At 69.8% G+C, this 19,051-nt stretch carries 18 protein-coding genes, 1 tRNA gene and 1 riboswitch; of the genes, 6 read left to right on the forward strand and 13 right to left on the reverse strand.

Features of this window, described 5'->3' with window-relative positions:
* Positions 1 to 37: 37 nt before the first annotated feature.
* The 4 genes from sucD to AC4D2F_RS13895 form a co-directional block, all read right to left on the reverse strand.
* A complete protein-coding gene (gene sucD, locus AC4D2F_RS13880) occupies positions 38 to 940 on the reverse strand; it encodes a succinate--CoA ligase subunit alpha (protein WP_104168730.1) in 903 nt (300 codons plus the stop codon).
* A 12-nt stretch (positions 941 to 952) separates the two neighbouring features.
* Positions 953 to 2,119, reverse strand: coding sequence for an ADP-forming succinate--CoA ligase subunit beta (gene sucC / locus AC4D2F_RS13885; RefSeq protein ID WP_490911051.1), 1,167 nt, complete (start codon positions 2,117 to 2,119; stop codon positions 953 to 955).
* Between the two features lie 176 nt (positions 2,120 to 2,295).
* Complete coding sequence (pcrA, locus tag AC4D2F_RS13890) at positions 2,296 to 4,758, reverse strand: DNA helicase PcrA (RefSeq protein WP_490911108.1); 2,463 nt, start codon at positions 4,756 to 4,758, stop codon at positions 2,296 to 2,298.
* Between the two features lie 113 nt (positions 4,759 to 4,871).
* Positions 4,872 to 6,413 carry an alanine/glycine:cation symporter family protein gene (locus AC4D2F_RS13895; RefSeq protein ID WP_258069999.1) on the reverse strand — a complete coding sequence of 514 codons (1,542 nt, stop codon included), beginning with the start codon at positions 6,411 to 6,413 and terminating at the stop codon, positions 4,872 to 4,874.
* A gap of 162 nt (positions 6,414 to 6,575) precedes the next feature.
* Here AC4D2F_RS13895 and AC4D2F_RS13900 point away from each other — a divergent pair, with 162 nt between their 5' ends.
* From AC4D2F_RS13900 to AC4D2F_RS13910, 3 genes are all read left to right on the forward strand, one after another.
* A complete protein-coding gene (locus tag AC4D2F_RS13900) occupies positions 6,576 to 7,199 on the forward strand; it encodes a hypothetical protein (protein WP_490911052.1) in 624 nt (207 codons plus the stop codon).
* 37 nt (positions 7,200 to 7,236) lie between these two features.
* Positions 7,237 to 7,313 (forward strand) — tRNA-Arg (locus tag AC4D2F_RS13905).
* A 77-nt stretch (positions 7,314 to 7,390) separates the two neighbouring features.
* Positions 7,391 to 7,828 carry an NUDIX hydrolase gene (locus AC4D2F_RS13910; protein WP_490911053.1) on the forward strand — a complete coding sequence of 146 codons (438 nt, stop codon included), beginning with the start codon at positions 7,391 to 7,393 and terminating at the stop codon, positions 7,826 to 7,828.
* Positions 7,829 to 7,871: 43 nt separating this feature from the next.
* Here the strand turns inward: AC4D2F_RS13910 and AC4D2F_RS13915 are convergent, their stop codons facing one another.
* A complete protein-coding gene (locus AC4D2F_RS13915) occupies positions 7,872 to 8,453 on the reverse strand; it encodes a dTMP kinase (RefSeq protein ID WP_104168735.1) in 582 nt (193 codons plus the stop codon).
* Between the two features lie 98 nt (positions 8,454 to 8,551).
* Positions 8,552 to 10,459, reverse strand: a complete 1,908-nt coding sequence (locus tag AC4D2F_RS13920) for an ABC transporter ATP-binding protein (RefSeq protein ID WP_490911054.1) — start codon at positions 10,457 to 10,459, stop codon at positions 8,552 to 8,554.
* 220 nt (positions 10,460 to 10,679) lie between these two features.
* On the opposite strand from AC4D2F_RS13920, the gene AC4D2F_RS13925 reads away from it, so the two are divergent.
* Genes AC4D2F_RS13925 through AC4D2F_RS13935 form a run of 3 tightly spaced genes read left to right on the forward strand, consistent with a single transcriptional unit; the run spans position 10,680 to position 12,982 of the window.
* Positions 10,680 to 11,492, forward strand: a complete 813-nt coding sequence (locus AC4D2F_RS13925) for an amino acid ABC transporter substrate-binding protein (RefSeq protein ID WP_104168737.1) — start codon at positions 10,680 to 10,682, stop codon at positions 11,490 to 11,492.
* Between the two features lie 52 nt (positions 11,493 to 11,544).
* On the forward strand, positions 11,545 to 12,204 hold the full coding sequence (locus AC4D2F_RS13930) for an amino acid ABC transporter permease (protein WP_104168738.1): 660 nt from the start codon (positions 11,545 to 11,547) through the stop codon (positions 12,202 to 12,204).
* Positions 12,191 to 12,982, forward strand: coding sequence for an amino acid ABC transporter ATP-binding protein (locus tag AC4D2F_RS13935; RefSeq protein ID WP_490911055.1), 792 nt, complete (start codon positions 12,191 to 12,193; stop codon positions 12,980 to 12,982). The genes AC4D2F_RS13930 and AC4D2F_RS13935 overlap by 14 nt, the downstream gene beginning before the upstream one ends.
* A 77-nt stretch (positions 12,983 to 13,059) precedes the next feature.
* Here the strand turns inward: AC4D2F_RS13935 and fdhD are convergent, their stop codons facing one another.
* The 7 genes from fdhD to AC4D2F_RS13970 form a co-directional block, all read right to left on the reverse strand.
* Positions 13,060 to 13,887 (reverse strand): formate dehydrogenase accessory sulfurtransferase FdhD, encoded by an 828-nt coding sequence (fdhD, locus tag AC4D2F_RS13940; RefSeq protein WP_490911056.1) that lies wholly within the window; start codon positions 13,885 to 13,887, stop codon positions 13,060 to 13,062.
* A 93-nt stretch (positions 13,888 to 13,980) separates the two neighbouring features.
* Complete coding sequence (locus tag AC4D2F_RS13945) at positions 13,981 to 15,258, reverse strand: molybdopterin molybdotransferase MoeA (protein ID WP_104168741.1); 1,278 nt, start codon at positions 15,256 to 15,258, stop codon at positions 13,981 to 13,983.
* Positions 15,255 to 15,539 (reverse strand): DUF6457 domain-containing protein, encoded by a 285-nt coding sequence (locus tag AC4D2F_RS13950; protein WP_104168742.1) that lies wholly within the window; start codon positions 15,537 to 15,539, stop codon positions 15,255 to 15,257. Before AC4D2F_RS13950 ends, AC4D2F_RS13945 begins: the two co-directional genes overlap by 4 nt.
* A gap of 17 nt (positions 15,540 to 15,556) precedes the next feature.
* The gene (gene mobA / locus AC4D2F_RS13955; protein ID WP_104168743.1) at positions 15,557 to 16,177 is read right to left on the reverse strand and encodes a molybdenum cofactor guanylyltransferase; all 621 of its coding nucleotides are present in this window, start codon (positions 16,175 to 16,177) and stop codon (positions 15,557 to 15,559) included.
* Complete coding sequence (locus AC4D2F_RS13960; RefSeq protein ID WP_490911057.1) at positions 16,174 to 16,671, reverse strand: HNH endonuclease; 498 nt, start codon at positions 16,669 to 16,671, stop codon at positions 16,174 to 16,176. The genes mobA and AC4D2F_RS13960 overlap by 4 nt, the downstream gene beginning before the upstream one ends.
* Before the next feature lie 220 nt (positions 16,672 to 16,891).
* Positions 16,892 to 17,815: an NlpC/P60 family protein gene (locus AC4D2F_RS13965; protein ID WP_490911058.1), complete on the reverse strand. Its 924-nt coding sequence runs from the start codon at positions 17,813 to 17,815 to the stop codon at positions 16,892 to 16,894.
* A 26-nt stretch (positions 17,816 to 17,841) separates the two neighbouring features.
* Positions 17,842 to 18,750 carry an NlpC/P60 family protein gene (locus AC4D2F_RS13970; protein ID WP_490911059.1) on the reverse strand — a complete coding sequence of 303 codons (909 nt, stop codon included), beginning with the start codon at positions 18,748 to 18,750 and terminating at the stop codon, positions 17,842 to 17,844.
* A 4-nt stretch (positions 18,751 to 18,754) separates the two neighbouring features.
* Positions 18,755 to 18,922, reverse strand: a riboswitch (cyclic di-AMP (ydaO/yuaA leader).
* Positions 18,923 to 19,051: the final 129 nt, after the last annotated feature.

A 19,051-nucleotide genomic window follows, 5' to 3' on the forward strand; every position in this document is an offset into this window, starting at 1 on the left:
CGCTCGGGTGCGGGGGAGGCTTCTGGGATCACGGGGATCAGAGTGTCGCGTAGACCTCGCGGAGGAGCTTGGCGGTCTCGGACGGCGTCTTGCCGACCTTGACGCCGGCGGCCTCGAGGGCTTCCTTCTTGGCCTGCGCGGTCCCGGCCGACCCGGAGACGATCGCGCCGGCGTGGCCCATGGTCTTGCCTTCGGGGGCGGTGAAGCCCGCGACGTAGCCGACGACGGGCTTGGTGACGTTCGCCTTGATGAAGTCGGCGGCACGCTCTTCGGCGTCTCCGCCGATCTCACCGATCATCACGATGGCCTTGGTCTCAGGATCCGCTTCGAAGGCCGCGAGGGCGTCGATGTGCGTGGTCCCGATGACGGGGTCGCCACCGATGCCGATGGCCGTCGAGAAGCCGAGGTCGCGGAGCTCGAACATCATCTGGTAGGTCAGCGTGCCGGACTTCGAGACGAGGCCCACGCCACCCTTGCCCGTGATGTTCGCGGGCGTGATGCCCACGAGGGACTCTCCGGGCGTGATGATGCCCGGGCAGTTGGGGCCGATGATGCGGGTGATCTGCTGACCGTCCGCGTCGACCTTCGACTGGGCGAGCGCCCAGAACTCGGCGGAGTCCTGCACCGGGACACCCTCGGTGATGACCACGACGAGCCCGATGCCGGCCTCGATGGCCTCGACGACTGCATCCTTCGTGAAGGCCGGCGGGACGAAGACGATCGACACGTCGGCGCCGGTCTCCTTCTTCGCCTCCTCGACCGTGCCGTACACCGGGAGGGTGACGTCGCCGTGGGTCACCGTGGTGCCGGCCTTGCGGGCGTTGACGCCACCGACGACCTGCGTCCCGGCCTTCAGCATGAGGGCGGTGTGCTTGGTGCCCTCGCCGCCGGTGATGCCCTGGACGATGACCTTGGAGTCCTTGTTGAGGTAGATAGACATACGGGTGTTCCCTTACTTTCCGTTGGCCAGCGCGGCAGCCTTGTCGGCGCCTTCGTCCATGGTGTCGGCGAGCGTGACCAGCGGGTGGTTGGCATCGGCGAGGATGCGTCGGCCCTCCTCGACGTTGTTGCCGTCCAGGCGCACCACGAGGGGCTTGTTGGCCTCGTCGCCGAGCATCTCGAGGGCCTTGACGATGCCGTTCGCGACGGCGTCGCACGAGGTGATGCCGCCGAAGACGTTCACGAAGACGCTCTTGACCTGGGCATCGTTGAGGATGACGTCGAGACCGGCGGCCATGACCTCGGCCGAGGCTCCGCCGCCGATGTCGAGGAAGTTGGCGGGCTGCACGCCGCCGTGGGCCTCGCCGGCGTAGGCGACGACGTCGAGGGTCGACATGACGAGCCCGGCGCCGTTGCCGATGATGCCGACCTCGCCGTCGAGCTTGACGTAGTTGAGGTCGTGTTCCTTGGCCTTCGCCTCGAGCGGATCGGTGGAGTCCGTGTCCTCGAGCGCGGCGTGGTCCGCGTGGCGGAACCCTGCGTTCTCGTCGATCGTGACCTTGCCGTCGAGCGCGAGGATGTCACCGTTGCCGGTCTTCACGAGCGGGTTGACCTCGACGAGCGTGGCGTCCTCCTTCACGAAGACGTCCCACAGCTTGAGGATGGTGTGGACGACGCCGTCGCGCAGCTCGGGGGCGAAGCCCGCGGCGTCCACGATCTCCTCGGCCTTGGCCTGGTCGATGCCGGTCCCGGCGTCGACGGCGATGCGCGCGAGGGCATCGGGGCGCTCGACGGCGAGCTGCTCGATCTCCACGCCGCCCTCCACCGAGCACATGGCCAGGTAGTTCCGGTTGGAGCGGTCGAGCAGCACGGAGAAGTAGTACTCCTCGGCGATGTCCGCGCCCTGGGCGATCATCACCCTGTGGACCGTGTGTCCCTTGATGTCCATCCCGAGGATGTCCGAAGCGTAGGTGAAGGCTTCATCGGGGGTCTTGGCGACCTTGACGCCGCCGGCTTTGCCGCGACCGCCCACCTTGACCTGGGCCTTGACGACCACGACACCGCCGATCTTCTCGGCTGCTGCCTTTGCTTCTTCCGGGGTCTGCGCCACGATGCCGGCAAGCACGGGAACCCCGTGTGCCTCGAAGAGATCGCGCGCCTGATATTCAAACAGGTCCACTTAGCTAGTGTCCTTCTACGTCGAAGTAGGTTTACAAGAGGGAACTTTAGCCCCTCGGGCCCGAGGCCTTCCCCAGACTATCGGTTTAGTGAGGAAGGGCACACTTCTATCTCCTGTAGAAATTTGCGCCGGCGCCTCGGGAACTGCTAACGGGTCCCGACGGCGGTCGGAGAAGGTCAGGCCACCTTGGTGAGCGGCGCGTAGCGCAGGAGCAGCCGCTTCTCGCCGACGTCGAACCGGACCTTGGCCACGGTCTTGTCGCCCGCTCCCTCGACGGACAGCACCGTGCCGTTGCCGAAACTCGTGTGGTTGACGTGGTCGCCGACCGCGACGGACACGACCTCCTTCTGGGGCTGCACGCGCCCGACGCTCCTGGACGGCGCCGGGGTGCCGCCGGAGAACCCGCCGCCGCTCGCGCCCCAGTAGGACCCGCTGAACCGCGGGCCGCCTGCACTGCCGCCGCCGGAGGTCCAGGCCGGCTTCGCCGCGCCCTCGCGCTTCCAGTGGATGAGCTCCTCGGGGATCTCGCTGACGAACTGGCTCGCCGGGTTGTACTGGCTCTGGCCCCACATGCTGCGCACCTCGGAGCGCGTGATGTACAGCCGCTGCCGGGCGCGGGTCAGGCCCACGTAGGCGAGGCGCCGCTCCTCGGCGAGTTCCTTCGGATCGGTCGCGGAGCGCTGGTGCGGGAAGATGCCCTGCTCCATGCCGGTGAGGAACACCACGGGGAACTCGAGACCCTTGGCGGTGTGCAGTGTCATGAGGGTGACCACGCCCTGGCGTCGGGCCTCCTCCACGGCGCGCTGCACGTCCGCGGCCGAGCCCTCCGGGGCATCGGGGATCTGGTCGGCGTCGGCCACGAGGGCCACCTGCTCGAGGAAATCGCCCAGCGTGCCCTCGGGGTTGTCCCGTTCGAACTCGCGGACGACGGCGACGAGCTCGGCCAGGTTCTCCACCCGGGACTCGTCCTGGGGGTCGTTGCTGGTGCGCAGCTGCTCCAGGTAGCCGGTCTGCTCCAGGACGGCCTCGAGGGCCGCCGAGGCGCCCGAACCGCTCGCGACCTCGGCGAGGTCGTCGATGAGCTTCACGAAACCGGTCACCGCGTTGACGGAGCGCGTCGCCATGCCCGGCGCGTGGTCGGCCCGCCGCAGGGCCTCCATGAAGCTGATCCGCTCGCGTTCGCCCAGGGACGCGACGGCGTATTCGGCGCGGTCGCCGATGCCGCGCTTGGGTTCGTTGAGGATGCGGCGCAGGTTGACGACGTCGTCCTGGTTCACGAGGACACGCAGGTACGCCAGTGCGTCCTTGATCTCCTTGCGCTCGTAGAAGCGGGTTCCGCCGACCACCTTGTAGGGCAGGCCGACGCGCAGCAGGATCTCCTCGACGGACCGTGACTGGGCGTTGGTGCGGTAGAAGATCGCGACGTCACCGGGCCGGATGCCGTCCTCGTCCTGGAGGCGGTCGATCTCCTCGGCGATGAAGCGGGCCTCCTCGTGCTCGTTCTCGCCCACGTAGCCGACGATCTTCTCGCCGCTGCCCTCGGCCGTCCACAGCCGCTTCTCCGGCCGGTCGGGGTTCCGGGAGATGACCGCGTTCGCGGCGGTGAGGATGTTCTGGGTGGAGCGGTAGTTCTGCTCGAGCAGGATGGTGCGGGCGCTCGGGTAGTCGTTCTCGAACTCGACGATGTTCCGCACGTCGGCGCCGCGGAACGCGTAGATGGACTGGTCGGAATCTCCCACGACGGTCAGCTCCGCCGGGTCCTCGGTGGATTCGCCCGGCACGCCGACGATCTCCCGGACCAGGGCGTACTGGGCGTGGTTGGTGTCCTGGTACTCGTCAACGAGGACGTGGCGGAAGCGCCGACGGTAGTAGTCGGCCACGCCGGGGAAGGCCCGGAACATGTAGACGGTCTGGGCGATCAGGTCGTCGAAGTCCATGGCGTTGGCCTGGCGCATGCGCTGGGCGTAGCCCGTGTAGACCTCGGCGACGGCCTGCTCGAAGGGATCCGACAGGCCGGCGGTCGAGGCGAACGTCTCCTCGTCGATGAGCTCGTTCTTGAGCGCGCTGATCTTGTGCTGGATGGCCTTCGGCGCGAACTTCTTGGGGTCGAGGTCCAGCCCCTTGGCCACGAGCGTGATGAGGCGCAGCGTGTCCGCGGAGTCGTAGATGGAGAAGTTCGAGTTGAGGCCGACGGAGGCGGCCTCGCGGCGGAGGATCCGCACGCAGGAGGAGTGGAACGTGGAGATCCACATCCGCTTCGCGACGTCGCCGATCAGGCCCTCGATGCGTTCCCGCATCTCGGCGGCCGCCTTGTTCGTGAAGGTGATGGCGAGGACCTGCCCAGGGTGCGAGCGGCCGGTGGCCAGCAGGTAGGCGATCCGGTGGCTGAGCACGCGGGTCTTGCCCGAACCGGCGCCGGCGACGATCAGCAGCGGCGCTCCCCCGTGCTTCACGGCTTCCTCCTGCTGGGGGTTCAGCCCGAGCAGGAGCTCCCGGGCACGGTGCTCGTCCACGCCGGCGCGGGAGGGGACGTGCTCCGTGGCCGGGTCGGCCGCCTCGGCGGACGCTGCTGTCGCCGCGTCCCGGGCACGCTTCTTCTCGGCGGGCGTGGGCGGGGAGACGTAGGGATCGAAGAGCATGTCCATGGTGCCTCAAGTCTAGGCCGTGCCCCCGACACCCACGGAGTACCGTCCCGGGCACAGGACTGCCCCCGCCGGAGGACCGGCGGGGGCAGGGTCGTAGGGGTGGAGTACTACTTCTCGGCCTGCAGTTCGTCCGTCTCGATCCCGAGGATCGCCAGCTTGCCGCTCTTGCGGTCCGCGAGGTACGCACGCATCTCCCGCTTGATGACGGGGAGCAGGAAGTACACGCCGAGCAGGTTGACGAAACCGCAGACGAACAGCGCCGCGTCGGCGAAGCCGATGACCTGGCTGAAGGTCAGCACGGTCCCGGCGACGGTGAAGAACAGGAAGATGACCTTGTAGATGATCTCCGTGGTCTTGCCGCGCCCGAACAGGTACTGCCATGACTTGAGCCCGTAGTAGGACCACGTGATGAGCGTGGAGTAGGCGAAGAGCGACACCGCGATGGCGAGGACCACGGGGAACCAGGGGAACACGGTGGCGAAGGCGTCCGACGTGAGGATGACGCCGTCCGGCGTTCCTTCGCCCGCCTGCACCTGATCGATTCCGGCCTGGAGGCTCGGTGCGCCCGCGATGATGATCGCCAGCGCCGTCATCGTGCAGATGAGCACCGTGTCGACGAGCGGTTCGAAGAGTGCGACGAAGCCCTCGCTGACCGGGCGGCGGGTCTTCACTGCCGAGTGCGCGATCGCGGCGGAGCCGAGCCCTGCCTCGTTGGAGAACGCTGCACGGGTGAACCCGACGATCATGACGCCGAGGATACCGCCGGCGATTCCCTGGGGATTGAACGCGCCCGCGAAGATCGACGCGATGGCAGCGGGAACCTGTCCGAGGTTGACGAGGATGACGAGGAGGCAGGACACCACGTAGACGAGCCCCATCGCCGGCACGAGCCGGCTGGTGGTGGCTCCGATGGACTTGATGCCGCCGAGGATCACCACGGCGACGAGGCCTGCGAGCACGAGGCCGAAGATGAGCGCGGCTCCGGGGCTGCCGAGGAGTCCGTCGGCGCCGCCCGTGACGTTCTGGACCTGGGCGAAGGTCTGGTTCGCCTGGAACATGTTGCCGCCGGCCACGCCGAAGATCAGGATGGCCACCGCGAAGATACCGGTCAGGATCTTCGCCGGGATACTTCCGAACTTGCTGAACGCTATGGGCAGATACCGGAAGGGCCCACCACTGACGCTCCCGTCCTCGTGGACCTCGCGGTACTTGACGCCGAGCGTGCACTCGGCGAATTTCGTCGCCATGCCCAGGAGTCCGGCAAGAACCATCCAGAAGGTCGCACCGGGGCCACCGAGTGCCATGGCCGCGCCGACGCCGGCAATGTTTCCCAGCCCGACCGTCCCCGACAACGCCGACGTCAGCGCCTGGAAGTGCGGCACCTCCCCGGGGTCGTCCTTCGACGAGTATCGGCCGCGGACCACTTCGTACCCGACCTTCAGCCCCCGGAACTGGATGAAGCCGAAGTACACCGTGAAGATCACGCCCGCCGCGATGAGCCACAGCACGACGAACGGGAAGCTCACGTCACCGATGGTGATGGGGAAGAACACGATCGTCGAGAAAACCTCGGTGACGGGTTCGAACACCGCGTTGATGGCGGCGTCGATGCTCGCGAGCCAGCCCACCTCCTCGGTCACAGTGGTCATGGGTAGCGCTGTTGTGAAGGACATCCTTATAGGAAAGCGTTCTTCGCGCGTGAGCGCAATCACAGGCTCGGTCCGGCGGGAAAAAGCCACGGGTTGGCAACGCCCTTCACGTGGTGTTCCGGGGATGATCTGCGGAGGCGGATCGTCGCCCATACTTCAGTCATGGCAAGAACCAGGGCTCAGATCGCACGCAAGCATTCCACCGGCGCCTCTGCCGCGCCCGAGGTGCCACGGGCGGACCGGCAACGCTCCAACGGCAGCCTGGTCCTCATCGCCGCCGCCGTGGCCTCCCTCTTCCTCTTCTGGTACTTCCACCTGCTCACGCTCGGGCAGATGACGCAGCTCTCGGGAGGGCTGGCGATGCCCGACATGATGATCGGCGGCTACGACGCCGGGTACGTGGAACGGCTGCGGGGGTCCATGGACGACGACGCCCGCGGCCAGCTGAGCTACCTCCACCGGACGGCCGGCACCCTGTTCCCGCTGATCTTCGCGTTCGCCTGGCTCCTGCTGGTCCAGCTCAACGTCGGACGCCGCTGGCTGCGCTGGCTGCTGTGGTCCCCCGTGATCCTGTTCGTCGTCGTCGACCTGTGGGAGAACATCGCGATCGACGCGGTGCTCGCGGAGGCGAGTCCCGGCGCCGTGGCGCCGGCCTCGACGCTGACGGTGATGCGATGGGTGCTGCTGGGGCTGAGCCTCGTGGCGGGTGCCGCCTCCGTGTTCCTGCCGCGGACACTCCGCGCGGCGGGCGGCAGGGGCGCAGAACCCGGAACGAAGAGCAGGTAAGCTGGGACCGCCGGATCGGGTACACCAGCCGATCCGCGCCTCTGTAGCTCAGTAGGATAGAGCGTCCCTCTCCTAAAGGGAAGGTCGTCGGTTCGATTCCGGCCAGGGGCACCACAGCGGGACGCACGACGGGGAAGGGCCGTGGAGTCCGCCCGCCGCGCTCCGAGCAGGGAAGGTGGACGTCATGCTTCGTGGCTGAGGCCCCCACGATCACCGTCACCGCCCTGTGCCTGCTCGATGACGACGGCCGCCTGCTGCTCGTCCGGAAGCGCGGGACCACCCTGTTCATGCAGCCCGGCGGCAAACCGGAACCTGGCGAGACGCCGGAGGAGACCGGCGCACGCGAACTGTCCGAGGAATTGGGCCTGAGCGTCAGGCCCCGGGACCTCCGCCTGTTCGGCACCTGGCAAGGGCCGGCCGCGAACGAGGCGGACACCCGGCTGGTCGCCACCGTCTTCCTCTGCCCCCTGACGGCCGAACCGCTCCCGGCGGCCGAGATCGAGGAGATCTCCTGGCTCGACCTCCGCGACGCGGCCGGACGCCCCGACCTCGCTCCCCTGCTGACCGACTACGTCGTCCCCCGACTCCTCGGGGATCGCGGGCCGCGTCGGCGTCAGGGCGTGTGCTGACCCGGCGCCCCTCCCCGGGACGGCACCTGCTGTCGGAGGAGCGTCAACGGAGTCCTGCCCCGCACACCCCGAGCTCCTGCAGGATGTCCTCGACGAGCTGCTCGGGCGTGCGGCTCGCGTCGAGGACGAGGAAGGTCGGGAAGACGCTCAACTGCCGGTACGCGGCATCGAGACCGGTCAGATGCTCGAGGGTCTCGATGTCCAGGGCACGGCGGGCGATCCGGGCATGCGCGAGGTCCGCGGGGACGTCGAGATAGACGACCAGCCCCGGGGTGGGCAGGACCGCGAGGAGGAAGGGGAGCAGCCTGCCAGCCGGCAGTCCCCGGAGGTGCCGGAGCGCGAGCTGGCAGTACAGGTATCGGTCCATGACGACGACCCCGGAACGGGAACCGGCCCGAGCGTGGGCGAGCAGGACGTTGACGCAGCGGATCGACGTCTCCACGGCATCCAGCACGGCCACCGGCGGGCTGATGTTCCGGCGGCTGCACCAGCCGGTGATGCTGCGTCGGCCGGACCGGTTCATGGTGAAGATCGCAGGGCGGTCGGATGCCCTCAGCCGCTCCGCGAGCAGCAGGCCCGCGGTGCTCTTGCCTGCCCCGTCGATGCCGGCGAGAACGATGATCATCGCTCAGTCTAGGCACCCCCGGGGCGGGCAGATGCGTCGGAGCCAGGGGGATCACCCCCAACGGCTGAGGCAGGCTCCTCGCGGCCCCCACCCGACGCCTAGACGCCGCTCAGGGCCTCGGGTTCCTCGTCCACGGCCACGTTCTTCTGGACGGCGAACTGCGTCCGGTGCAGTTCCTCGTACCGACCACCGACCGCCAGCAGCTCGCCGTGCGTCCCGCGCTCCACGATCGCCCCGTCCTCCACCACGAGGATCAGGTCCGCACTGCGGATCGTCGAGAGCCGGTGCGCGATGACCATGGCGGTCCGCCCCTCGAGCGCCTCGCTCAGGGCCGCCTGGACGGCGGCCTCCGACGTCGAGTCCAGCGCGGCCGTCGCCTCGTCGAGGATCACGACGCGGGGCTGTGCGAGCAGGAGGCGCGCGATGGTCATGCGCTGGCGCTCACCGCCGGACAGCCGGTATCCGCGCTCGCCCACCATGGTGTCGAGCTGGTCGGGCAGGGAGCGGATCAGCGGCTCCAGCCGGGCCCGGCGCACGGCGTCCCACACCTCGTGTTCCGTGGCCTCCGGGCGCGCGAGGCGGAGGTTCGAGAGGATGGTCTCGTGGAACAGGTGGCCGTCCTGGGTCACCATGCCGAGCGTGTGGCGCATCGAGGCGAAAGTGACGTTCCGGACGTCGGCACCGGCCAGGCGCACCGCGCCGCTGTCGACGTCGTACAGCCGCGCCAGGAGCTGCGCGATGGTCGACTTGCCGGCGCCGGAGGTCCCGACGAGCGCGACGGTCTGGCCGGGTTCGATGCGGAAGGACACCCCGTGCAGCACCTCCTCGCCGCCCCGGGTGTCGAGTGTCGAGACCTCCTCGAGGGAGGCGAGGGAGACCTTGTCGGCCGAGGGGTAGGCGAAGCGGACGTCGTCGAACTCGACGGACACGGGGCCGGCGGGGACGGCGGCGGCGTCGGGCACCTCCTGGATCAGCGGTTCGAGGTCCAGCACCTCGAAGACCCGCTCGAAGCTGACGATCGCGCTCATGATCTCGACGCGCGCGTTCGCGAGGCTCGTCAGCGGCGCGTACAGGCGGGTGAGGAGGAGTGCGAGGGTGACGACCTCGCCCGTGTCGAGCTGGCCCGCGAGCGCGAGGGTTCCGCCGAGTCCGTACACCAGGGCGAGCGCCAGCGCGGAGACGAGCATCAGGGCGGTGAAGAAGACGAACTGCAGCATCGCCGTGCGCACCCCGATGTCCCGGACGCGGGCGGCGCGGACGCGGAACTCCTCGGCCTCCTCGTCGGGCCGGCCGAAGAGCTTGACCAGGGTGGCCCCGGGCGCCGAGAAGCGCTCGGTCATCTGCGTGCTCATGGCCGAGTTGTGGTCCGCGGCCTCGCGGCGGAGCGCGGCGAGGCGGCTGCCCATGCGACGGGCCGGCACCAGGAAGACGGGCAGCATGACGACGGCGAGCACGGTCACGAGCCAGGAGGTGCTGAGCATGACGGCGAGGGTGAGGACCAGCGCCACGAGGTTCGTGACCACACCGGACAGCGTGCCGCTGAACGCCTGCTGCGCGCCGATCACGTCATTGTTGAGGCGGCTGACCAGGGCCCCGGTCCGCGTCCGGGTGAAGAAGGCGATGGGCATCTTCTGCACGTGGTTGAACACGGCGGTGCGCAGGTCCAGGATGACTCCCTCGCCGATGCGCGACGAGTACCAGCGGGTGAGCAGGGACACCCCGGCGTCCACGACGGCGACCAGCGCGATGATGGACGCGAGCCATACGATCGTCCGGACCTCGCCGCCGGCGACGATGACGTCGACCACCTGACCGGCCAGGACCGGCGTCGCGACGGCCAGGAACGCCCCGGCCACGGACAGCAGGATGAAGAGCATCAGCTTCCGGCGGTACGGCACCGCGAAGGTCAGGATCCGGCGCACCGTCTCCCGGGAGAAGCCGTGCCTGTTGTCCCTCGCCGTCGAGATCTTGTACAGCGAGCTCCACGCCGCGCCCTCCATGCTCATGGCCGTTCCTTCCGTGGATGCCGGTTCCGGCTCGGGTTCGCGGGTGTTCTCCGGATCCCGCCGTCATGCTGCGGAACAATTAGTGGATGTCCCGGTGTTGATACCAGTAGTGTTTCGACTCCGGCCGCCATCGGGCGAAGCGGATGCACCTAGGGTTCAAGCCGTTCGGGAGCCCTTCTATTTCCGGCGCCCGCCGCCCCCCACCTCAAGGAAGCATCCCATGAATCACCGCCTGTCCCTGCTCGGTACCGCTGCTGCCCTCACGCTGGCGCTTGCCGGCTGCTCGTCGTCGACCCCCGCCGGCGAATCCTCGGAGTCCGCCGGGGCGACCTCCCTGCAGGAGATCCAGGACGCGGGGGTCCTGACCGTGGGCACCGAGGGCACGTACAAGCCCTTCAGCTACCACGAGGACGGTAGCGGGGAACTCACCGGTTACGACGTCGAGGTCATCACGGCCGTCGCCGAGAAGATGGGCGTGGAGGCGGAGTTCGAGGAGACGCAGTGGGACGCGATCTTCGCGGGTCTCGAGGCGGGCCGGTTCGACGTCATCGCGAATCAGGTCTCCATCACGGACGAGCGCAAGGAGACCTACGACTTCTCCGTGCCGTACACGGTCAGTTCCGGCGTGATCGTCACGCGCGCCGACAACGACGAGATCTCCTCCTTCGAGGACCTCCAGGGCAAGACGACGGCGCAGTCCCTGACGAGCAACTGGAACGAGCTCGCGACCGAGAGCGGCGCGAACGTCGAGCCCGTCGAGGGCTGGGCGCAGTCCGTGACCCTCCTCGAGCAGGGCCGCGTGGACGCCACGATCAACGACGAGCTGACCTACCTGGACTACCAGAACACCACCGGGAACGAGGGCATCAAGATCGCGGCCACCACCGACGAGTCCTCCCAGAGCGCCGTCGCCGTCCGCAAGGGCAGCCCCGAGCTGGTGGATGCCATCGACACCGCGCTCGAGGAGCTGCGCGCCGACGGGACCCTCGCGGAGATCTCCGGGAAGTACTTCGGCTCCGACGTCAGCCAGTGATTCCGGCACCACGGTCTCCGCGGCGGGCCGCACCGGCCCGGGGCGCTGACTGATGGACTGGGAGCTGCTACGCACGTCCTTCTGGCCCTTGCTCTCCGGGGGCCTGACGGGGACCATCCCGCTCTCGCTGGCGTCCTTCGCGATCGGACTCGCCCTCGCCCTCGTCGTCGCGCTCATGCGCATCAGCGGCCAGCCCGTCCTGTCCGGGATCGCCCGCTTCTACGTGTCGGTCATCCGGGGCACCCCGCTGCTGGTGCAGCTGTTCGTGATCTTCTACGGGCTGCCGTCCATCGGCCTGACCATCGATCCGTGGCCGAGCGCGGTCATCGCGTTCTCCCTCAACGTCGCGGGGTATGCCGCCGAGATCCTGCGCGCCGCCATCCTGTCCGTACCCAAGGGCCAGTGGGAGGCGGGCCACACCATCGGGATGTCCCGCACGCTCACCCTGCGGCGGGTCATCCTGCCGCAGGCGGCGCGCGTCTCCGTTCCACCGCTGTCCAACACGTTCATCAGCCTCGTCAAGGACACTTCCCTGGCGTCGCTGATACTCGTGACGGAGCTCTTCCGCGAGGCCGAGCAGATCGCCGCCTTCTCCCAGCAGTTCATGCTGGTCTACCTCGAGGCCGCCGCGATCTACTGGGTGTTCTGCCTCGTCCTGTCCAGCGGCCAGTCCGTGCTCGAGAAGCGATTGGATCGATATGTTGCCCGCTGATCCCCTGCGTCCGCCCGCCGCGGAGGGCCCCCTGCTGCAGGTCACGGACCTGCAGAAGTCCTTCGGGACCAACCGGGTGCTCTCCTCGATCGACCTGCAGATCGACAGCGGGCAGGTCGTGGCCCTCGTGGGCCCGTCCGGATCGGGCAAGACCACCGTGCTGCGCTGCCTGAACGGGCTCGAGACGCCCGACGCCGGCGTGGTCGCCTTCCGCGGAGGTCCGTCGGTTGATTTCGGGGCGAAGGTCCCGAAGAAGGAGGCCCTGTCGCTGCGCGACCGCAGCGCCATGGTCTTCCAGAACTACAACCTGTTCCCGCACATGACCGTGCTGGAGAACATCATCGAGGGCCCCGTGCAGGTGCAGGAACGGCCTCGGAAGGAGGCGGTCGCGGACGCGGAGCGGCTGCTCGCGCGCGTGGGCCTCACGGAGAAGCGGGACGACCACCCCTTCAACCTGTCCGGCGGGCAGCAGCAGCGTGTCGGGATCGTGCGGGCGCTGGCGCTGCAGCCGGACCTGCTCCTGTTCGACGAGCCGACGTCGGCCCTGGACCCCGAACTGGTCGGCGAGGTGCTCGCCGTCATCAAGGAACTCGCCGAGGAGAAGTGGACCATGGTGATCGTGACCCATGAGCTGGCCTTCGCCCGCGAGGTCGCGGACGAGGTCGTCTTCATGGACGGCGGGGTCGTCGTCGAGCACGGGCATCCCGACCAGGTGCTGCGCCGTCCCCGCGAGGAGCGCACGCGCCGCTTCGTGCAGCGCCTGCTCAACCCCTTCTAGGCGACTTGCAGGGCAGCCGGCTGCCCGAGCGCCGGTTGCCCGGTCAGGCCGCCCGGCCGGCTGCCCGAGCAGGCCGGTCAGGCCGCGATGCGCTCCGGGTGCGAGTAGCAGTTCAGCGTGGTGCCGCGGCTGAAGCCCACGAGCGTCAGCCCGGCGTCTTCCGCGAGGTCCGCCGCCAGCGACGACGGCGCGCTCACGGCCGCGAGGACCGGGATGCCCGCGAGCTGCGCCTTCTGCACGAGTTCGAAGGACGCCCGTCCGGAGACCTGCAGGATCATCCCCCGCAGCGGCAGCATGCCCTCGCGCAGGGCCCAGCCCACCACCTTGTCGACGGCGTTGTGCCGCCCCACGTCCTCCCGGAGGCACAAGAGCTCCCCTTCGGCGGAGAAGAGCCCCGCAGCGTGCACACCGCCCGTGCGGTCGAACAGCTTCTGGCTCTCGCGCAGGCGGTCCGGCAGGGAGGCCAGGATCCCGAGGTCCACGGGCGACGCGTCGGTGTGCAGGTCGAACCGCGAGGACTTCCGGACCGCGTCGATGGACGCCGTGCCGCAGATCCCGCACGAGCTCGAGGTGTAGACGTGGCGCTCCATGGCCGTGTCCGGCAGTTCGACACCGGGCCGGAGCTGGGCCTCCACCACGTTGAAGGTCTGCTGCCCGTTGTCGTCCACGCCCGCGCAGTACCGCAGGCTCGGCAGCTGGCCCGGCTCCCAGACCACACCCTCCGAGACGAGGAAGCCCGCCACGAGGTCGAAGTCATCGCCCGGCGTGCGCATCGTCACGGTGAAGGCCCTCCCGTCGAGGCGGATCTCCAGCGGCTCCTCCCCCGCGAGCACGTCCTCGCGACGGCCCGTCTGCGCTCCCACCCGGAACTTGGTGATGCGGCGGCGCTGCGTGACCCGGTTCATTCGGACTCCTTACCTCGGCCCCGGACGAGGTCAGTCGACCCCGGGCACTATCTGGTGTGTCGGCTTCGACACAGAAACGTGGACGCCGTTGGGCTACGTCCGTGGACCCGCGGGTGGTGACCACGGCAGCGACAGGGCCTGCACCGCATCGCCGGCCCCGCAGCCCTCCGCGGGGACCACCATCACGCCGTCGGCTGCGGCGAGCCCACGGAGCATCCCGGAACGCTGGTGCGTACTCGGCACGGCCTGCCCGGACTCCATCCGGTAGGGCACCAGGCGGCTCCTCCCCGGCAGGGGTTCGAAGGCGTCGGCCGTCACCACCGGTGACGGCTCGTCCAGGGACGAACCGCGCAGGCCCGCGAGCAGGGGCCCGGCAACCGTGATCATCGCCATCATCGCGGCCAGCGGGTTGCCGGGGAGCCCCACGAGGAAGCGCCCGTCGGGTAGCCGTGCGAGCAGCGTCGGGTGCCCGGGCCGCATGGCGATGCCGTCGATGATCATCTCCGCCCCGACCTCCATGAGTGCCCGGCGGATGTGGTCGGCCATGGAGCTGCCGGTCCCGCCCGTCGTGATGAGTACGTCGCCGGACGCCCGGGCGAGGGAGAACTCGTCGGTGGGTTCGGCGCTGATGGCCGCCACGACGTCGTCGAGGTCGTCCTTCGCACGGCCCGACACGTCGACGTGCCCGCCCAGCATCGCGACGAAGCCGGGCAGCTGGGGACCGAAGGTGTCACGCACCTGGCCCGCGTGCGGCAGCCCGTGCTCGATCACCTCGTCACCGGTCATCAGCAGCGACACGCGCGGTGCCCGCAGGACGGCGAGCGTGTCATGGCCACAGACCGCCGCGAGGGCGATCTGGGCGGGGTTGAGGACGACGCCGGCGGGGATTGCCAGGGAGCCCTCCTCCGCCTCCTCACCGGCGGGCCTGACATGCTCGCCGGGCGACGGCTCGTCGGGGCGCGCGGACCCGTTGCGGTTCAGCGTGCCCCCGCGGACCGCGCCGTGCTCGGTGCGGAGGATGCCGACGGCGTTCTGGGGCACCACACCGCCCGTGAGGATGAAGGTCGCCTCGCCAGGCGCGAGCGAGACCTCCCCGGAATCGCTGTGCGGGGTCGCCCTGCCCCGCGGGTGGTCCTCCGGTTCGGGGCGGCTCACGAGCGTCCACGGCGGTTCGCCGTTGACCGCCCAGCCGTCCATCGCGGACGACGCATAGTGGGGGATGGACTGCAGGGCGTGTACCGGCTCCGCGAGGGTCTGCCCGAGCGCGTCGGCGAGGGGCACGGTCTGGAACGGCAGGGGGCGCCCGGCACCGTAGGCCAGGGTACGGGCCGTCGCCCAGTCGACATTCGTTGCTGCGCCGCCCTCGATCATGCGGTGCCGCCTTCCGCCGCGGCCTCCGCGCACAGGGCGTCGGCGACCCCCAGGGCCGAGCGCATGGCCACGTCCTCGTCGGCCTGCCCGCTGCCGACGGCGAGACCGGCGGCGTAGCCCACCACGAACGTCGTCAGGGGCGCGGCAGGGCGCACCACGCCGTGGGCCGCCTTGCCGGCCAGGCCGAGGACGGCGTCGATGTCCACATCCGTCCCGTCGATCTCGAAGGCGGCGAGCAGCCGTTCGGTCCATTCGTGCAGCAGCTTCTGGCGATCGTCCATGAGCCCTCCGGGAGGTTCTAGGGGACGTCGACTCCCAGTACCCTCGCATCAGCCCAGGTGTCGACGTCGTGCGTTGTGCCCGGCGGAACCGGGACAGGTCTGGTCCTCACACTAGCAAGGAGGCTGCGCATCGACAGGTTGTCGGCTGTCCCGGTAGCGAGGATCGCGTCCACGGCGGCCGCCAGATCGTCGCTCCGGTAGAGCGCCGCGAGCGGCTGGGCGCGGCCCCCGTCCACGGCCACGAGCGATGCGTCCTCGTCGGCGGCGGCCTCGGCGAGCAGCACGTCGACGAGCTCGGCGACGCGCGGCATGTCACAGGCGACGACGGCGCACCAGGGCGCCCGTCGGCGGCCCGCCCCCGTCCGGAACCCGGCCACGAGGGCGGCTGCGGGTCCGGTGAAGGCCGGCTCCTCACGCACGAACGACGGCGCACCCGGCATCGCGCGCCCGCCGTCGGCCCGGGGGTCGGGCCCCACGACCACCATCTGCCCGGCGTCGGCGAGCGCGGCGCACGTCCGCTCCAGCAGGGTCACTCCCTCCACGACCAGCCCGGCTTTCGGGACACCGCCGAGGCGGGAGGACCGCCCCCCGGCGAGGATCACGGCGTCGAACCGAGGGCGGTCCCCTCCGGTCCTCACGCGGCGGTCTCCGTGAGGAACTCGCTCCACTGCGGCGCGGGCCTCTCCAGTTCGCGGATCTGCCACTGGGGTCCGCGGGGCGGGCGCGGGACGACCCTCAGGGTCCAGCCGAGGCTGGCGAGGGTCTTGTTCCCCTTGGCGTTGTTGCATCTCAGGCAGCAGGCCACGAGGTTCTCCCAGGTGTCGCCGCCGCCCCTCGACCTCGGCATCACGTGGTCGATGGTGGACGCCGCCTTCCCGCAGTAGGCGCACAGGTGGTTGTCACGGCGCAGTACTCCTCGCCTCGTCGCCGCGAAGTCCTGGCGATAGGGGACCTTCACGTATCTGTTGAGCAGGATCACCGAGGGCCTTCCGAAGACGTCCGCAGGACCGACCACCGGGTCGTCGTCCTCTGCCACGACGCTCGCCTTCCCCGTCAGGACAAGGACCAGCGCCCGGCGGAAGGTGACGACCGCCAGCGGTTCATATCCTGCATTCAGAACGAGAGTGCGCATGCGCCTTGCCCCATTGCTGACCTGGTCCCGCAACCGGTTGCTGTCCCGGGCATCGGGAGAAGTGCTTCGGATGGACACTGCAAGGGTAAGCCGCACCCGGCCGTCCGCGGAACGCCGGGTCGGCGATGTGCGGGCTCCTGCTTCTGCTACCTCCGGTGGGAGCCGAACGGCAGGAGGACCGGCACGTGTGCCGGTCCTCCTGCATCCACAGCCGTTCGGGTCAGCCGCCCACGCGGATGTACACGCCGCCGGAGCCGAGCTCGGCCGGAGCGATGACCGTGGTGTTGCCGTTGAATCCGCCGTGGACGGCCTGGCCGCCGCCGATGTACACCGCGATGTGGGCCTTGCCCATGCCGCCGTCGGCGTAGTAGATCAGGTCACCGGGGATGGCCTCGCCGGCACTCACCGTGCGGCCGAGGGACAGGTACCCGGCCGGCCAGCCGTGGAAGTTGATCCCGGCCGCGGCGAGGGAGTTGCTTGCGAGGCGCGTGCAGTCCTGCATGACGCCGAGCTGGCCCTTGGCCGCGGCGGCGATGGTCGCTGCCACACCGGAGGAGGGTGCGGGCGCCGGAGCCGGTGCCGGTGCCGGTGCCGGTGCGGGTGCGGGTGCGGGCGCCGGAGCACCCGCCGCCGCGCGTGTCTCCGCGACGGGCGCGGCCGGCGCTTCGATCGGGGCTGCCACAGCGGGAGCCATGACGGCAGCAGGTGCTGCGACAGCAGGCGCCACGGCCACGGGGGCTTCGACAACCGGCGCCTCAGCGACGGGTGCCTCGACGACGGGAGCCTCGACAGGAGCCTTCTCGACGACGGGGGCCTTCTCGACGACGACCGGCTTGGCCTTCACCTTGACCGGGGTCATGGCGAAGGACACGACGGTCTTGTCCGAGGCGACGACGGGCGCGCGGGAGGAGGTCAGGGCGACGGTGGACGCCCGGACCTCACGCTGGGGCTTGAGGTCCGCCGCGTTGGCAGCGACCCCGCTGGTCAGGACGAGCCCGGAGGCCGCCGCGAAGACGGCCGCCTGTCGGCCCATCCCGCCCGCCTGGGTGGACACGGTCCGTGCGAGGACGGCGAAGGCCGCAGCGTTGCCGGCGTCGTCGCGGTGGCGGGCGGGGGCAGGGCGGAAGGACATGAGTGATGACATGAGGGTGTTCTCCGAGTGTGGGGGGGCTAGCGGACGCGGACGAAGCCGGCGCCGGGAAGGTCTGAGAGGTTGTGCAGGCCGGTGTTCATGCCGTTGAGGCCGCCACTGACGACCTGGCCGTTCCCGACGTAGATCGCGACATGGCCGCCCGTGATCACGAGGTCACCGGGAGCGGGCGATCCGACGACGGCGCCGAACTGGAAGAACTGGCCGGGAGCGAGGTCGCCCACGGACTTGCCGACCGAGCGCAGGGCCTTCTCGACCATGGCGGTGCAGTCCTGCGCGACGCCGATCTGCGAGTACGCCGAACCGACCAGGCCGGCGGCGACGCCGGAGGACGGGGCGGGAGCCGGCCTCCGGGCGGCGGGCACCGCAGCGACGGGGGCCGGCGCGCCCACGGCAGCGGGAGCGACGGCAGCGGGGGCTGCGACGACGGGAGCGACGGCAGCCGGGGCAGCGGGGGCCGGTGCGACCACGGCAACGGGGGCGACGGCGGCGGTCGGTGCCACCACGGGAGCAGCCTCGACCGGGGCGACGGCGGCAGCGGGCGGGGCCGGGACGGCGACCGGCGGAACCTCCACGGGAGCCTCCTCGATGGCCGGGGCCTCGACGGGGGCTGCCTCGACGGGCTTCGGGGCGGCCTCCACCTCGACGGCGACGCGGTCGAAGGACACCGTCGCCGTGGCCGGCACGGTGACCGCGGCCGTCACCACACGATCGATGCCCAGGGTCGCGGAGGACTGCACCTCGCGCTCTGCCCCTGCGGTCCCGTGGGCCGGCAGACCGGCGGTGAGGACGAGGCCTGACGCTGCGACGATGACGGCGGCCTGGCGACCGACGGATCCGGCATTGGATGCGACGGCGGCGGACAGACCGGTCAGCGGACTGATGTTCCGGGGCGCGCGGTGGCGGCCCGGCGAAGAGCTGATGGACACGTTGGAGACCTCTCCCAACGCCTGCGAGGTGAGCTGTCGGATTCGGATGGGAGTCACCCGGCCGCTGCGTGAACAGCGACTTAACCCCAAGGATCTCTTCTCAGAGACCCAGAATTGGTTCCCCCGCCTCTGCCATGCGATGGTGCGGACGAACCTCCGGCAATGGCAGAGCTAGGCGATTTGCAGGAGGGTGCTGGATCCAGAGCGAGCCCGGCACATTTCGAACGCTACAACACACCACGAGATATGTCACATTCCGATCACGGAACGGTGTGTTTCTGGTGACGAAGGTCTCGGGAGG

The organism is Arthrobacter sp. TJ-263 (assembly GCF_058269155.1).

Coding starts and splice junctions, on each gene's coding strand:
- AC4D2F_RS13895 (WP_258069999.1), bottom strand. CDS start 6,413: ATGACCACTGTGACCGAGGAGGTGGGCTGGCTCGCGAGCATCGACGCC.
- AC4D2F_RS13960 (WP_490911057.1), bottom strand. CDS start 16,671: ATGCGCACTCTCGTTCTGAATGCAGGATATGAACCGCTGGCGGTCGTC.
- AC4D2F_RS13920 (WP_490911054.1), bottom strand. CDS start 10,459: ATGAGCATGGAGGGCGCGGCGTGGAGCTCGCTGTACAAGATCTCGACG.
- AC4D2F_RS13945 (WP_104168741.1), bottom strand. CDS start 15,258: ATGATCGAGGGCGGCGCAGCAACGAATGTCGACTGGGCGACGGCCCGT.
- fdhD (WP_490911056.1), bottom strand. CDS start 13,887: ATGAACCGGGTCACGCAGCGCCGCCGCATCACCAAGTTCCGGGTGGGA.
- AC4D2F_RS13935 (WP_490911055.1), top strand. CDS start 12,191: ATGTTGCCCGCTGATCCCCTGCGTCCGCCCGCCGCGGAGGGCCCCCTG.
- pcrA (WP_490911108.1), bottom strand. CDS start 4,758: ATGCTCTTCGATCCCTACGTCTCCCCGCCCACGCCCGCCGAGAAGAAG.
- sucD (WP_104168730.1), bottom strand. CDS start 940: ATGTCTATCTACCTCAACAAGGACTCCAAGGTCATCGTCCAGGGCATC.
- AC4D2F_RS13915 (WP_104168735.1), bottom strand. CDS start 8,453: ATGATCATCGTTCTCGCCGGCATCGACGGGGCAGGCAAGAGCACCGCG.
- AC4D2F_RS13900 (WP_490911052.1), top strand. CDS start 6,576: ATGGCAAGAACCAGGGCTCAGATCGCACGCAAGCATTCCACCGGCGCC.
- AC4D2F_RS13925 (WP_104168737.1), top strand. CDS start 10,680: ATGAATCACCGCCTGTCCCTGCTCGGTACCGCTGCTGCCCTCACGCTG.
- AC4D2F_RS13930 (WP_104168738.1), top strand. CDS start 11,545: ATGGACTGGGAGCTGCTACGCACGTCCTTCTGGCCCTTGCTCTCCGGG.
- AC4D2F_RS13965 (WP_490911058.1), bottom strand. CDS start 17,815: ATGTCATCACTCATGTCCTTCCGCCCTGCCCCCGCCCGCCACCGCGAC.
- AC4D2F_RS13950 (WP_104168742.1), bottom strand. CDS start 15,539: ATGGACGATCGCCAGAAGCTGCTGCACGAATGGACCGAACGGCTGCTC.